The following is a 14,988-nucleotide window of genomic DNA, read 5'->3' on the forward strand; positions in this document are numbered from 1 at the left end:
CATAGCCGATTATTTTCATTATTCAATTTCAAGATTAGGAAAAACCGTGAATATTCAATCTATTTTATCCGATAAAATTAAACAAGCGATGATTGCCGCTGGTGCAGATGAGCAATGTGATGCGCTTATACGTCAATCTGGTAAACCGCAATTTGGTGACTACCAAGCAAACGGCATCATGGCTGCAGCTAAAAAACTAGGATTAAATCCACGTGAATTTGCACAAAAAGTTTTAGATCATGCTGATCTTTCTGATATTGCGGAAAAAACTGAAATTGCAGGTCCGGGTTTTATCAACATTTTCTTAAACCCAACTTGGTTAGCGAATAATGTTTCTGCTGCATTAAAAGATCAAAATCTTGGTGTAAGCGCAAATGAAAAACAAACTATCGTAATTGATTATTCTTCACCAAACGTTGCGAAAGAAATGCACGTAGGTCACTTACGCTCTACTATTATTGGCGATGCTGTTGTTCGTACCCTTGAATTTTTAGGTCACAACGTTATTCGTGCAAACCACGTGGGTGACTGGGGTACACAATTTGGTATGCTAATTGCTTATCTTGAAAAAATGGAAAATGAACATGCGAGCGAAATGGAACTTCAAGATCTTGAAGCGTTCTATCGTGAAGCAAAAAAACACTATGATGAAGATGAAGCTTTCGCTGAAAAAGCACGTAACTATGTGGTGAAATTACAAGGTGGAGATGAATATTGCCGCACCATGTGGAAAAAATTAGTTGATATCACCATGCAACAAAATCAACGCAACTATGATCGCTTAAATGTCACGTTAACCGAAAAAGATGTGATGGGTGAAAGTCTTTACAACCCGATGTTACCTGCTATCGTTGAAGATCTAAAAAAACAAGGTTTAGCCGTTGAAGATGAAGGGGCGTTAGTCGTTTATCTTGATGAATTCAAGAATAAAGAAGGCGAACCGATGGGCGTTATCGTTCAGAAGAAAGATGGTGGTTTCCTTTATACCACTACAGATATTGCTGCTGCTAAATATCGTTATGAAACCTTAAAAGCGGATCGAGCATTAGTGTTCTCAGATACTCGTCAAAGCCAACACATGCAACAAGCTTGGTTAATTACGCGTAAAGCAGGTTATGTGCCAGACAGCTTCTCACTTGAACATAAAAACTTTGGCATGATGTTAGGTAAAGATGGTAAACCATTCAAAACTCGTACTGGCGGCACCGTAAAATTAGCAGATTTATTAGATGAAGCGATTGAGCGTGCAACTGTATTAATCAACGAGAAAAATACCAATTTATCTGACGATGAAAAAATAGCGGTTATTGAAGCGGTAGGTATTGGCTCGGTGAAATATGCGGATCTTTCTAAAAACCGCACGACTGACTATGTATTCGATTGGGACAATATGCTCAGCTTTGAAGGTAATACTGCGCCTTATATGCAATATGCTTACACGCGTATTCGTTCTATCTTCAATAAAGCAGATGTAAATCCAACCGCACTTGCTGAAGCTAAGATTCAGCTTTCTGATGAAAAAGAACGTGCATTAGCGATCAAATTACTTCAATTTGAAGAAGCCGTTCAAATGGTGGGCAAAGAAGGTACACCGCATGTACTCTGTGCTTATTTATATGAATTGGCAGGTGTATTCTCTTCATTCTATGAACACTGCCCAATCTTAAATGCAGAAGATGAAAACGTAAAATTAAGCCGTTTAAAACTCGCTTCTCTTACAGAGAAAACTTTAAAACAAGGTTTAGAGTTATTAGGCATTAAGACAATCGAAAAAATGTAAAAAAGTGCGGTCAATTTCGACCGCACTTTTGATTTATACATCCACTAAAATAAGTATCGCCGCTTCTCCGCCCCATTCTTTGGGAGCTTGGTGTAACGCTCGGACTTTAGGGTGCTGAACTAACCAACGTGGAATTTGTTTTTTCAACGTAAAGGTTCCATAGCCAGTCATGATGCTTGCGCAATAAACATGCTCATCTTCACAAGCTAACAGCAGTGCTGCCAATTCCATTTTGGCTTGCTCACGGGTTAAACCATGTAGATCCAAAAATAATTCGGGTGAAAAATCGCCACGACGAAGTTGTTTCAATAAATGGCTATCTTCCCCTTCACGTAAATATTTGATGACACCATCATGTTCATTTAGCAAGGGTTCATATTCATCGGAAAAATAGAAAAGCGTATCTTCTTTTTCTCGAATATCACGTAAATGGGATTTTTTTTGACCGCTCTTTTGACGCGGTGCCACAAAGGTATCTTGCTTGATGGGTTTGATCCCTTTTGTTTCCGCCCGAAAAAGATCGAAATCATCTTGTTCTGTCATTATTTTTCTCAATTTGTTATTTTGCTTAATGATAGCACATCTATTCTATGGTATAACTAGCCAAAATTTTTATTGAGGCACAAAATGGAAACCTTACACAATCAAGAGCTTGTTGCGATAATTTTAGAAGATAATGTGGCAAGTGAATTAACAACCATTCAAGATTTTTTACGCTGGACATACAGCACATTTAACCGTTCTGATATTTATTACGGACAAGGCCATGACAATGCGTGGGATGAAACTCTTCAATTAGTGCTTGCAGGGCTTCAATTACCGCTCGATTTGCCGCAAGATTTATTCAGTAGCAAACTTACTCCTTCAGAAAAAGAAACTTTAGTTCAATTAGTCTTAAGCCGAATTGAGCAACGTGTCCCTGTTGCTTATTTAACGAATAGTGCGTGGTTTTGCGGATTAGAGTTTTATGTGGATGAGCGTACGATTATTCCTCGCTCACCAATCAGTGCATTAATCCAAGATAAATTTGCTCCGCTTTTAAAATCTGAACCAAAACGTATTTTAGATCTTTGTACAGGAAGTGGTTGTATCGCGATTGCTACTGCTGAAGCCTTTCCTGAGGCTGAAGTGGATGCAGTCGATCTTTCTGTGGATGCGTTAAATGTGGCGGAAATCAATATTGCACGCCACCAATTAGAACACCGTGTTTTCCCGATTCAATCAGATTTATTCCAAAATCTATTCGGTCAACAATATGATTTAATTGTAACCAACCCACCTTATGTGGATGAAGAAGATTTGGCAGATATGCCGGAAGAATTCCATTATGAGCCTGAATTAGCCTTAGGTTCCGGTGTTGATGGGTTAGAAATCACGAAACAAATTTTAAAACAAGCACCGGATTATTTAACGCCCAATGGCATGCTCGTTTGTGAAGTGGGCAACAGCATGGTGAGCCTTATCGAGCAATATCCAGATGTACCATTTGAATGGGTTGAACTAAAAAATGGCGGTCTAGGTGTATTTGTCATCAGCCGCGAAGATTTAGTGAAATATCACGATTCTTTTTAATCTCAAGTGCGGTTAAAAATCGTCGTGAATTTTGACCTCACTTAACCAATTACTGGCGCGCGTTCTTAACGCGTGCTTTTCTTTTTTTTAATAACACAATGAATTTACAAAAACTTTTACTGACTCGTCGTTTCTTTTCTACCCTTGCATTCTTTTCCATGCAAACGGTATTTTTCATCTATTTACAAGGAAAAGGCTTAAGTAACAGTGAAATAGCCTTTTCACTCTCGTTGCTTTTCTTCTGCAATCAAGCATTAGCCATTTTAGCCGGTATCTGGGGCGATCGTTTTGGACTGGCCAAAATAATGTTGCTTGGATGCTTTTTAGATGTGATCGCCTATATTTTCTTTCTCTCTGCAGACAATTACATTCTGCTTTTAATTGCCACTACCTGTTTTGGCTTAGGCAGCTGTTTGTTTGGTACCAATGCGAAAGCCTGCCTATTGGTGCTCGCAGGCGAAGAATACAAAGAGAAAACTCGATTACAGGGAAAATATTTAAAAGTCTCCTCTATGTCGTCTATGTTTGCACCTTTGTTAGTGATTCCTTTTATCAAATACAATCATATTGAATGGTTGATTTGGGTCTGCTTTGCTATGGAAGCGGTTCTCTTTGCCTTAATGGTAAAACCGTTTTATCAAATCCAAACTTTGCAAACCTTAGTGAAATTTCGCTTTGCCCAAATAAAAGAAATCATCACCAAAGAATTTTTATTTGTGCATTTGATGTTGTTTATTCCCCTTTCCATTGCAACCTCATTCTTTGTGATCTTCCCGTTCCTGTTTGATAACAAATTAGGGATGCCAGAACACGCCCCCATTGCACTTTTTGTGAATGGTTTACTGACAGTCTCATTACAAAGTTATTTTTCTCGAAAAATTAATTTAACGATTAAACAAACCTTATGGGTGGCGCCAATCCTGGCTGTGGGTATTATCTTGCCTTGGTTTATTACGTTGAAATATATTTCTGTGGTTTCCGCTTACATTTACTTAGTCATCTTCACGGTGATTGAAGTCTATGCCTTAACAGCAATGGCGAATTTATTAGTAAAATTTGATAATGGTACCAACCGAGGTTTTATCTTTGGCTCATCACGATTATTGCTTTCTATCGCAACAGTTATCGTCATGAACCTAGTGCCACATTTATTTTTATTGTAAAAAAGAGCGGTCAGAATTCGCCTTAAATTCTGACCGCCCTTTTATTTTTGCTATTTTACTTCACATCTAATTCGACATTATCAAACAATTTCTTCACGGCATTGTTATCACGCAATCTCTCGGCTTTTTCAACCATTGGACGCGTTAAGTGCGGTGAGAAAAATTCGATAAAATCATACATATAGTTGCGTAAGAATGTGCTGTGTTTAAACGCAATTTGCGTCATACTCGCACGGAACAAATGCCCTGCATCAATCGCCACTAAATCCGTATCGGCTGGCGTATGCGCCATAGATGCCATAATGCCCACACCTAATCCTAAACGCACGTAGGTTTTAATCACATCAGCATCTGTTGCAGTAAACACAATATTCGGCAAAATACCCGCGCGATTAAACGCATAATCCAAATCAGATACACCAGTAAAGCCGAAGGTATAAGTGACTAACGGATATTTACCTAATTCTTCAACGGTAAGCTCTTTCACTTTTGCTAAAGGATGATCGGGTTTAACAATCACCGAACGATTCCATAAATAGCAAGGCAATTGAATTAAATCATCAAAAAGATACGGTGCCTCTGTCGTAATCGCTAAATCTACTTCGCCAGAAATCAACGCATCATGAATTTGAGTGGGTGAACCTTGATGAATATGCAAACTTACATCTGGATATTGTTTAGAGAAACGTTCCACCACACCTGGCAGCATATAACGCGCTTGTGTATTGGTTGTCGCAATGCGTAACACGCCATGATTCGGACAGGTATATTCATTGGCAACCGATTTAATGCTTTGTGCTTTCACCAAAAGCTCACGGGCAATAGCTACAATCTTTTTACCCGCTGGTGTAATAGATTTAATGTGTTTACCATTACGTTCAAAAATCTCTAAACCCAATTCATCTTCTAACAAGCGAACCTGTTTACTGATACCAGGTTGAGAGGTATAAAGTGCGTTAGCCGCTTCTGTCACGTTTAAATTTTGGTTTACAATCTCAACAATATAGCGAAGTTGCTGCATTTTCATCGCTAATACCACCTATTATTTTTTATAGCGTTTACTTAACTCAGTATAACGTTTTACTGCTTTACGAATTTGACCTGATTTTGGTCGACGACGAGGTTTGGTTACGTCTAATTTGGTTTCGGTTTCTGGTGGTAAGCCCACTAACTCACGTAGATAGTTGACGTTTTCCAGATCCATTTCTTCCCAGCCACCACGCGGTAAGCCTTTCATTAGCTTAATGTTGCCGTAACGAATGCGAATTAAGCGACTCACCTGAATACCTTGTGATTCCCATAGACGACGCACTTCACGATTACGACCTTCCATTAGAGTCACGTCGTACCATTGGTTAATCCCAACACCGCCCGCAAATTTGATTTCTTTGAAATTGGCTGGACCATCTTCCAACTGCACACCTTTACGTAAACGCGCTAACATGGCATCGTCCACTTGACCAAATACACGCACGGAATATTCACGTTCAACTTCACGGCTTGGGTGCATTAAACGGTTAGCTAATTCACCATCTGTCGTGAAAAGTAATAAGCCCGAAGTATTAATATCTAAACGACCGACTGCAATCCATCTTGCGCCATTTAAGCGTGGTAAACGATCAAATACAGTTGCACGACCTTCAGGATCGCTGCGGGTACAAAGTTCGCCTTCTGGTTTGTAATACATTAATACACGGCATACTTCTTTTTGTGCTTGTTGAAGGTTGATGATTCGACCATCAATACGCACTTTTACACCAGAATGTACATCAATACGATCGCCAAGAGTCGCCATTTTGCCATCGACACTCACACGGTTTTCAGCAATCATCGCTTCAATTTCACGACGAGAGCCTTGCCCTGCACGCGCAAGCACTTTCTGTAATTTTTCACCTTCTACAGTAGATTGACGCGATGGTCTAGCTACCTTAGCTTTAGGGGTTGATTTGATGTCAGAATTGACCGCACTTTTACGATCTTTACGCTCAAAGTGCGGTTGCTTTCCCGCTTGTTTTTCACGTTCTTGTCTGACTGATTTTTGAATAGGTTTCATCTGTTTTCCTTTGTCGCTTTCCCAAGCGTCTAAAATAAGTTAAATGAAAGGATCGGTACTACCACTTCCTTCACGTAAAATTACTGGCGATTCTTCCGTTAAATCTACCACCGTTGTTGGCTCTTGACCTAAATAGCCACCATGAATAATTAAATCCACTTGACGTTCTAAACATTCACGAATCTCTTCTGGATCGGAATAAGTCATATGTTCATTATCAGGCAACATCAGTGAGCAAGATAGAATCGGTTCACCTAATGCTTTCAATAAATCCAAAGCGATTTGGTTATCCGGCACACGCAATCCAATGGTCTTGCGTTTTGAGGTCATTAATCGGCGTGGAAGTTCTTTCGTTGCCGTTAAAATAAAGGTGTAACGTCCCGGCGTATTGTTTTTAATTAAACGATAAGCCGAATTGCTCACCGTTGCGTAGGTTGAAAGCTCGGATAAATCGCTACATACCAACGTAAAATTATGCCCTTCTGGCAATTTACGAATCGCAATAATACGATCCATCGCATGTTTATCACCGATCATACAGCCTAAGGCATAGCCCGAATCTGTCGGGTACACAATGACACCACCTTTACGTAAGATTTCTACCGCTTGATTAATCAAACGCGCTTGCGGATTTTCAGGGTGGATATAGAAAAATTGGCTCATAATTTTGTCCTTAAAAAACTGACGAGATTATACACCGATTTAGATGTAGTTATAAGAATTTGTTATAAAAAAAGACCGCACTTTGAAAACGAATCCAAAGTGCGGTCAATTTTTTAAGTAGTTTATTTCAACAATTCACGGAGGGCTGAACCGATTTCAGCAAGACTTCTCACTGTCTTCACGCCAGCTGCTTCAAGTGCAGCAATTTTATCTTCTGCCGTTCCTTTTCCACCGCTGATAATCGCTCCAGCGTGTCCCATACGCTTGCCTTTTGGTGCCGTCACGCCAGCGATATAAGCCACTACAGGTTTTGTCACATGAGATTTAATAAACGCAGCAGCCTCTTCTTCTGCTGAGCCACCGATTTCGCCAATCATCACGATAGCTTCAGTTTCAGGATCTTCTTGGAAACGTTTTAGAATATCAATGAAGTTGGATCCTGGAATAGGATCGCCACCGATCCCTACGCAAGTAGATTGACCAAAACCTTCATCTGTTGTCTGTTGTACCGCCTCATAGGTCAACGTACCTGAGCGAGAAACAATGCCTACTCGGCCTTTTTTATGGATATTCCCTGGCATAATACCAATCTTGCATTCATCTGGTGTAATCACGCCTGGGCAATTCGGCCCGATCATCACGACACCCGTTTCATTTAATTTTTGTTTCACTAACAACATATCCAATGTTGGAATACCTTCTGTAATACAAACTACTAACTGAATGCCTGCATCAATGGCTTCAAAAATTGCATCTTTACAAAATGGTGCTGGTACATAAATCATGGTTGCCGTAGCGCCTGTCGCTTTTACTGCTTCACGTACTGTATTAAATACTGGTAAACCTAAGTGCGTAGTTCCGCCTTTATTCGGTGAAATCCCACCGACTAACTTTGTACCATAAGCCAATGCTTGCTCACAGTGAAATGTCCCTTGCGCACCGGTGAAACCTTGGCAAATTACTTTTGTGTTTTTATTAATTAAAATCGCCATGATTATTCTCCTTTTGCTGCTTTCACTGCCGCTTGTGCAGCTTCCTGTAAAGTATGCGCTGCAATTAAATTTACACCACTTTCGGCTAAAATTGCTCTGCCTTGCGGAGCATTGGTTCCTTCTAATCGAACCACAACGGGCACTTTTACACCGATTTCTTGAATCGCCGCAACAACCCCTTCAGCAATAAGATCGCAACGTACGATTCCACCAAAAATATTCACTAAGACAGATTTCACATTTTTATCCGTGAGAATAATTTTGAAGGCTTCAGCTACACGCTCTTTCGTTGCACCGCCACCCACATCAAGGAAGTTTGCTGGATTACCGCCATATAATTTCACGATATCCATGGTTCCCATAGCTAGTCCGGCGCCATTAACCATACAGCCGATATCACCTTTCAAGGCGACATAGTTAAGCTGATATTTTTCAGCTTCTGCTTCACGAGAATCACTTTGACTTAAATCGCGTAAGGCTAGCAAATCAGGATGACGATAAAGTGAGTTATCATCAATGCCTACTTTCGCATCGAGACAAATTAAGTGACCTTCTTTCGTCACCACGAGTGGATTCACTTCAACTAAAGAAAAATCTTTTTCGATAAAAAGCTGCGATAATTTCACAAAAATAGCAGCAAATTGTTTATTTTGCTCACCATTTAAGCCAAGTTTAAAGGCTAATTCGCGACCTTGATATGGCATACCACCAACCAAAGGATCAATGGCAACTTTATGGATTAGCTCAGGCGTTTCTCTTGCCACATCTTCAATATTCATGCCTCCAGCTGAAGACGCCATAAAAACGACTTTCTGTGAAGCACGATCAATCACTGCCCCTAAGTAGAGTTCTTTATCAATCTGGCAAGTTTCTTCAATATAAATGCTATTAACGGGTTGGCCTTTTTTATCGGTTTGGAAGGTCACTAAATGTTGTCCAAGCCATTTATCCGCAAAAGCACGCGCTTCTTCGGTATTATGTACAAGTTTCACACCACCAGCTTTTCCACGTCCACCTGCGTGAACTTGACATTTCGCTATCCAAACATCGCCATTTAGCTGAAAGAGCGCCATTTCAGCTTCATCTGCTGTTTGACATACGACTCCTTCACTCACAGGCAAATCATATTGCTTAAAAAGCTGCTTGGCTTGGTACTCATGTAAATTCATATTTCCTTCCTATTTTGATGTTGTTTAGCGAAACAAACAAAAATTTGACCGCACTTTGTTTTATTTTAAATTCTGGGCTTGCTCTTTACATATTGAGTTATATACTGAGCCAGAATAACCACAATCCATGTTAAGGATAATAACATGCAAACAAAAAAATCAAGCAATCTTGCGATTGCGCTCATTTGGTTTACTGCTGCTATTTCAATGGCAGAAATTCTCACGGGTACTTGGTTTGCTCCTCTAGGGTGGCAACAAGGTTTAATTGCCATCGTCGTTGGGCACTTTATTGGTGGTTCGATGTTTTTCTGTGCAGGTTACATCGGTGCAAAAACCCAAAAAAGTGCCATGAAAACGGTACAAATATCATTTGGTGAAAAAGGTTCTGCGCTTTTCTCTTTACTCAATGCCATGCAACTGATGGGATGGACTGCTGTCATGATTTATATGGGGGCTGAAGTCATTTCTATCTTAAATCAAACAGCTGATGCTTCCATCTTTCCATTCCTTACACTTGGCTTAGGCATACTCATCATACTTTGGCTACTGCTCGGCTTCACTAAATTAGGTATCTTCAAAAGCCTCTCACTTGTCACCATGTTTTTACTGATGCTGTGGCTAAGTATTCAAGTAGCTAATAAACCATTTATTGCCATGGACGTTGCACAAAATATTAAATTTGGTACTGCTGTAGAAATTGCTGCCGTCATGCCACTTTCTTGGTTACCAGTAGTATCTGACCACACGAAGAACAGCGAAACACCATTTAAAACGACCGCACTTTCAACGCTAACTTATACCGCGACCAGCTGCTGGATGTATGCTCTCGGCTTAGGTGCAGCATTAGTGACCGGTAAATCTGAAATCTCACAAATTCTTTCTCTTGCTGGTGTAAGTGTTATCGGCGTATTAATTGTGATCGCCTCTACCATGATTAACACTGCACTTCCCGCCTATTCCACCGGCATGAGTTTAAACAATATTTTCCCTCAATTAAAAGTCACGCCAATCTCCGTACTTACCGTGATTGTGGGCATTATATTAGCCTCAACCTTACCAGTGACAGAATACGAACATTTCTTGTTCTTTATTGGTTCAGTATTCGCGCCAATGATCGCTGTGCTTATCGCTGATTTCTTTGTGCTTAAACAGCATGATGTTAAAAAATCAGTTGATAGTGTTGGACTCGGCGTTTGGTTTGTCGGCTTCGTACTCTATCGTTTCCTTATGGAAAAAGGTTGGGAAACCGATTTAGGTCTGACTTTCCCTGTTATCATCATTACCTTTATCTTAGCAATCTTAGTACGCAAAATAGCTAAATAAAGATTAGATTTTAATGATAGAAAGGCGGGCATTGTTCCCGCCCTTTTATTCACTTCAATATAAAAAAGGCTTTTCCCCTCAAAAGAGAAAAGCCTGTGTGCTTAAATTTCTAATAATAAACGAGTTGGATCTTCCAATAAGTCTTTAATCGCCACTAAAAAGCCGACTGATTCACGACCATCAATTAAACGGTGGTCATAAGATAAGGCCAAATACATCATCGGACGAATCACAACTTGGCCATCTACCGCAACCGGGCGCTCTTTGATGGCATGCATGCCTAAAATTGCACTTTGCGGTGGATTGATAATTGGTGTGGACATTAAAGAACCAAATACGCCACCATTAGTAATGGTGAAGTTACCGCCTGTTAAATCTTCAACGGTTAATTTACCATCACGGCCTTTTTCTGCTAGTGCTTTAATTTGTTTCTCAATATCCGCCATACTGAGTTTATCGCAGTTGCGTAATACCGGTGTTACCAAACCACGCGGCGTTGAAACGGCAATGCTAATATCAAAATAGTTGTGATACACAATGTCATCACCGTCAATTGAGGCATTCACTTCTGGATAACGTTTTAACGCTTCAACTACAGCCTTAATGTAGAAAGACATAAAGCCTAAACGTACACCATGCTGTTTCTCAAATTTCTCGCCGTATGTTTTACGTAATTTCATAATCGGCTGCATATCCACTTCATTGAATGTAGTGAGCATTGCGGTGGTATTTTTCGCTTCCAATAAACGTTCCGCAATACGTTTACGTAAACGGGTCATTGGTACGCGTTTTTCTGAACGAGAGCTATATGCCACGGTGCTAATGGTATTCTGCTCTGTTGCCACATCTTGTTTTGCTTTTTGAGCATCACGTTTTGCCACTTCACGCGCAATATCTTCACGGGTAATACGACCACCCACACCAGAACCTTGAATTTTCTCTGCATCTAAATCGTGTTCAGCTAATAAACGACGAATAGCTGGACCTTGATCAGCTGAATTATTATGACTATTTTCAATGGCTGCTCTTTGACGATCAGCAGGTGTTGGCTCATTGTCTTTCACTGTTTCAGTTGAAATATCGCCAGCCTGTTGGGTAGAAAGTTTACCTAAAAGCTGTTTACTTACTACGGTTGCACCTTCTTCTTGAAGAATTTCAGTCACTACGCCATCGCTTAAGGCTGGTACTTCAAGTACCACTTTATCTGTTTCAATTTCTACTAATACTTCGTCACGTTTTACCGTCTCACCAACTTTTTTATGCCATGTTGCAACAGTTGCATCCGCAACGGATTCCGGTAAATCTGGAACAAGAATTTCAATTGTCATTTTATTTTCCTTTAAATTATTCTTTCTTTAAAAATTACTGAAATTTCGACTGCACTTTTACAGTGTCAGCGCGTCTTCTACCAATTGTTTTTGCTGTTTGGTGTGTAAAGACATATAACCTACCGCTGGTGAAGCAGAGGCAGGACGACCTGCATATTTTAACTTCACATGCTCTGGAAGCGAGCTGTCAAAGTTATGCTTACTACAATACCAAGCGCCTTGGTTTAATGGCTCTTCTTGACACCATACATAATCCGTTACATGAGCATAAGGCTCTAACGCTTTCTTCACATCTTCATGTGGATACGGATAAAGCTGCTCAATACGAATAATCGCCACATCTGTTTGGTTATTCGCTCGACGTTGTTCCAAGAGATCGTAATACACTTTACCTGAGCATAGGACGACTCGTTTAACTTGTTTCGGATCGATGTTATCAATTTCACCAATGACTGTTTGGAATGTGCCATTTACTAATTCATCTAAACTTGACACGGCAAGTGGATGACGTAATAAAGATTTTGGTGAAATACCAATTAATGGACGACGCATTTTACGGATCGATTGACGACGTAGCATGTGGTAAACCTGTGCTGGTGTAGATGGAATACACACTTGCATATTCTGTTCTGCACAAAGTTGTAAATAACGTTCTAAACGAGCTGATGAGTGCTCTGGACCTTGGCCTTCATAACCATGTGGTAATAACATCACCAAGCCACACATTCTGCCCCATTTTTGTTCACCAGAACTGATAAATTGGTCAATCACGATTTGTGCACCGTTTGCGAAGTCACCAAACTGTGCTTCCCAAATGGTTAATGTTTTTGGATCTGTTGTCGCATAACCATATTCAAAAGCCAATACAGCTTCTTCGGATAATACTGAATCCCACACCTCAAAACGACCTTGGTTGGCGTGCAAATGAGTTAATGGCACATAGCCTGTTCCGTCATTTTGATTATGCACAACTGCATGGCGATGGAAGAATGTACCACGTCCTGCATCTTCACCCGATAAACGAACATTAGCACCTTCATCTAATAAGGTTGCGTATGCCATAGTTTCCGCCATACCCCAATCGAACAATTTCTCGCCTTTTGCCATTTCACGGCGATCAGCATAGATTTTTTCGACACGAGGATGTGCACGCAAGGTTTCTGGGTATTCACTGACACGCTCCGCTAAAGTTTGGAAACGTTCTTGTGGGAATTTACTTTCGTAAGGGGATGTCCAGTCATAGTTGAGATATTGCAACCAGTCCATTTGGGCAATATCCATTTCTCGCCATTCTTTCACTACACGATCGCCGTTATCTAAAGCATCACGATAAAGATTCATCATCTCGATGGCTTCTTCTTCGGTAATTACCCCTTCAGCAATTAAACGATCTGCATAGACTTTACGTGGCGTTGGATGTTTTTTAATGATGCTATACATCATTGGTTGAGTGGCTAATGGTTCATCAGCCTCATTATGACCATGACGACGATAAGAAATCAGATCAACGAAAATATCGCGTTTGAATAAATTGCGATATTCCACCGCCATTCTCGCCGCAAAAGCCACTGCTTCAGGATCATCACCATTCACATGAATAATCGGTGCCTGAATCATTTTCGCGATATCAGTACAATATTCTGTTGAACGGGTGTCATTTGGGTTAGAGGTGGTAAAACCAATTTGGTTATTGATCACAATACGGATTGTGCCACCAACGGTATAACCACGTGCATTAGACATATTCAAGGTTTCTTGTACAACACCTTGTCCCGCTACCGCGGAATCCCCATGAACAGTAACCGCTAATACTTGATTACGCTCTGTATCATTCTTTTTGGTTTGACGAGAACGTACAGCACCAATAACTACTGGGCTAACAATTTCTAAATGGGATGGGTTGAATGCAAGGGTTAAATGCACGCGACGCTCACCGACTGCGAAGTCAGAAGAGAAACCTTGGTGGTATTTCACATCACCTGTACGCTCGCCTGAATGTTTACCCGCAAACTCGTCAAAAAGATCTTCGGGTTTCTTACCGAGCACGTTTACTAACATATTTAAACGACCACGGTGTGCCATACCAAACATCACATCTTGTACACCTTGTTTGCTCGCATGACGAATAATTTCTTTCATCAATGGAATAAAGGCATCACTTCCCTCTAAAGAGAAACGTTTTGCCCCCGGGAATTTTGCACCGAGATAGCGTTCTAAGCCATCTGCAGCGGTCAATTCACTTAATAAATTAATTTTTTCTTCTTTGGTAAAGAGCGGTTTATTTAATTGGCTTTCTAATTTGCTTTGTAGCCAACTTTTTTGCTCCATATCTTGAACATGCATAAACTCAAGACCAATTGAGCCGCAATAGGTCTCTTTCAGCATTTCAGCTAAATCACCTAACTTGATGTTATCGCGATGATAGACGTAGTGATTAATATTGAAGGTTTCATTGAGATCCTGTTCGGTAAAACCGTGATAACGGTAATCCAATTCAGGTACGGTGGATACTTTCCAGCGATAATAATTGATTGGGTCAAGTTTCGCTTCTAAATGACCGCGGAAGCGATAAGCATTGATAAATTGGAGGACTTTAACTAATTTGGCACTGGCTTCTGGATCGATAACCGTCACAGCTTCTGTTGTATTTTCTCTCGCTAAGCGACGGAAATAATCACGGACTGGTGAATGTGGTTGCTCTACTGCGGTTGTTTTCGGCAATGCATCAAACGTAGCACGCCAGCTTTCATCGACTGAAGATGGATCTTCTAAATAACGTTCGTATAATTCCTCAATATACGATTGATTAGAACCACCCAAAGCGGTTGAAGCCAACCATTCATCAAAGGCACTGTAATGCTGCATATCTACCCCTTGTATTACATGATGTTGTCCACCCATTATACATAGGATAAAAAAAGAAATAATCCTCAAATCACACTTTG

General features: G+C 40.4%; 12 protein-coding genes. 4 read left to right on the plus strand and 8 right to left on the minus strand.

All coding sequences use genetic code 11. The annotated features are described in order from the left end of the window. The first annotated feature begins 46 nt into the window (after positions 1–46). A complete protein-coding gene (gene argS / locus A9500_RS09755; RefSeq protein ID WP_065244785.1) occupies positions 47–1,780 on the plus strand; it encodes an arginine--tRNA ligase in 1,734 nt (577 codons plus the stop codon). A gap of 33 nt (positions 1,781–1,813) precedes the next feature. Here the strand turns inward: argS and smrB are convergent, their stop codons facing one another. After that, positions 1,814–2,323, minus strand: a complete 510-nt coding sequence (smrB, locus tag A9500_RS09760; protein ID WP_065244786.1) for an endonuclease SmrB — start codon at positions 2,321–2,323, stop codon at positions 1,814–1,816. An 84-nt stretch (positions 2,324–2,407) separates the two neighbouring features. Between smrB and prmB the strand changes: the two genes are divergently transcribed. Beyond that, a complete protein-coding gene (gene prmB, locus A9500_RS09765; protein ID WP_065244787.1) occupies positions 2,408–3,352 on the plus strand; it encodes a 50S ribosomal protein L3 N(5)-glutamine methyltransferase in 945 nt (314 codons plus the stop codon). Positions 3,353–3,450: 98 nt separating this feature from the next. Beyond that, positions 3,451–4,515 carry an MFS transporter gene (locus tag A9500_RS09770; RefSeq protein ID WP_065244788.1) on the plus strand — a complete coding sequence of 355 codons (1,065 nt, stop codon included), beginning with the start codon at positions 3,451–3,453 and terminating at the stop codon, positions 4,513–4,515. Between the two features lie 55 nt (positions 4,516–4,570). On the opposite strand, the gene cysB is transcribed toward A9500_RS09770, so the two are convergent. The 5 genes from cysB to sucC all read right to left on the minus strand — a co-directional run bounded on the left by cysB (position 4,571) and on the right by sucC (position 9,392). Next, entirely contained in the window at positions 4,571–5,542 is a 972-nt protein-coding gene (gene cysB / locus A9500_RS09775; protein WP_054419379.1) for an HTH-type transcriptional regulator CysB, read from the minus strand. Positions 5,543–5,557: 15 nt separating this feature from the next. After that, positions 5,558–6,568 carry a 23S rRNA pseudouridine(2605) synthase RluB gene (gene rluB, locus A9500_RS09780; RefSeq protein ID WP_083180424.1) on the minus strand — a complete coding sequence of 337 codons (1,011 nt, stop codon included), beginning with the start codon at positions 6,566–6,568 and terminating at the stop codon, positions 5,558–5,560. A gap of 39 nt (positions 6,569–6,607) precedes the next feature. Beyond that, a complete protein-coding gene (locus tag A9500_RS09785) occupies positions 6,608–7,231 on the minus strand; it encodes an L-threonylcarbamoyladenylate synthase (protein WP_065244789.1) in 624 nt (207 codons plus the stop codon). A gap of 122 nt (positions 7,232–7,353) precedes the next feature. Continuing rightward, positions 7,354–8,223 (minus strand): succinate--CoA ligase subunit alpha, encoded by an 870-nt coding sequence (sucD, locus tag A9500_RS09790; protein ID WP_065244790.1) that lies wholly within the window; start codon positions 8,221–8,223, stop codon positions 7,354–7,356. Positions 8,224–8,225: 2 nt separating this feature from the next. Continuing rightward, positions 8,226–9,392 (minus strand): ADP-forming succinate--CoA ligase subunit beta, encoded by a 1,167-nt coding sequence (gene sucC, locus A9500_RS09795; protein ID WP_065244791.1) that lies wholly within the window; start codon positions 9,390–9,392, stop codon positions 8,226–8,228. A gap of 144 nt (positions 9,393–9,536) precedes the next feature. On the opposite strand from sucC, the gene cytX reads away from it, so the two are divergent. Next, a complete protein-coding gene (gene cytX / locus A9500_RS09800) occupies positions 9,537–10,715 on the plus strand; it encodes a putative hydroxymethylpyrimidine transporter CytX (protein ID WP_065244792.1) in 1,179 nt (392 codons plus the stop codon). Positions 10,716–10,816: 101 nt separating this feature from the next. Here the strand turns inward: cytX and odhB are convergent, their stop codons facing one another. Together odhB and sucA are read right to left on the minus strand one after the other, a co-directional pair. Continuing rightward, a complete protein-coding gene (gene odhB / locus A9500_RS09805) occupies positions 10,817–12,043 on the minus strand; it encodes a 2-oxoglutarate dehydrogenase complex dihydrolipoyllysine-residue succinyltransferase (RefSeq protein WP_065244793.1) in 1,227 nt (408 codons plus the stop codon). 57 nt (positions 12,044–12,100) lie between these two features. Further along, on the minus strand, positions 12,101–14,908 hold the full coding sequence (gene sucA / locus A9500_RS09810) for a 2-oxoglutarate dehydrogenase E1 component (protein WP_065244794.1): 2,808 nt from the start codon (positions 14,906–14,908) through the stop codon (positions 12,101–12,103). Positions 14,909–14,988 lie beyond the last annotated feature (80 nt).

The organism is Haemophilus sp. CCUG 60358 (genome assembly GCF_001679485.1).
Taxonomy (GTDB): Bacteria; Pseudomonadota; Gammaproteobacteria; order Enterobacterales; family Pasteurellaceae; genus Haemophilus_D.

What these genes read in the sequence shown, in the direction of transcription:
- smrB (WP_065244786.1), bottom strand. Translation starts at nt 2,323, where the DNA reads ATGACAGAACAAGATGATTTCGATCTTTTTCGGGCGGAAACAAAAGGG.
- prmB (WP_065244787.1), top strand. Translation starts at nt 2,408, where the DNA reads ATGGAAACCTTACACAATCAAGAGCTTGTTGCGATAATTTTAGAAGAT.
- A9500_RS09770 (WP_065244788.1), top strand. Translation starts at nt 3,451, where the DNA reads ATGAATTTACAAAAACTTTTACTGACTCGTCGTTTCTTTTCTACCCTT.
- cysB (WP_054419379.1), bottom strand. Translation starts at nt 5,542, where the DNA reads ATGAAAATGCAGCAACTTCGCTATATTGTTGAGATTGTAAACCAAAAT.
- rluB (WP_083180424.1), bottom strand. Translation starts at nt 6,568, where the DNA reads ATGAAACCTATTCAAAAATCAGTCAGACAAGAACGTGAAAAACAAGCG.
- A9500_RS09785 (WP_065244789.1), bottom strand. Translation starts at nt 7,231, where the DNA reads ATGAGCCAATTTTTCTATATCCACCCTGAAAATCCGCAAGCGCGTTTG.
- sucD (WP_065244790.1), bottom strand. Translation starts at nt 8,223, where the DNA reads ATGGCGATTTTAATTAATAAAAACACAAAAGTAATTTGCCAAGGTTTC.
- sucC (WP_065244791.1), bottom strand. Translation starts at nt 9,392, where the DNA reads ATGAATTTACATGAGTACCAAGCCAAGCAGCTTTTTAAGCAATATGAT.
- cytX (WP_065244792.1), top strand. Translation starts at nt 9,537, where the DNA reads ATGCAAACAAAAAAATCAAGCAATCTTGCGATTGCGCTCATTTGGTTT.
- odhB (WP_065244793.1), bottom strand. Translation starts at nt 12,043, where the DNA reads ATGACAATTGAAATTCTTGTTCCAGATTTACCGGAATCCGTTGCGGAT.
- sucA (WP_065244794.1), bottom strand. Translation starts at nt 14,908, where the DNA reads ATGCAGCATTACAGTGCCTTTGATGAATGGTTGGCTTCAACCGCTTTG.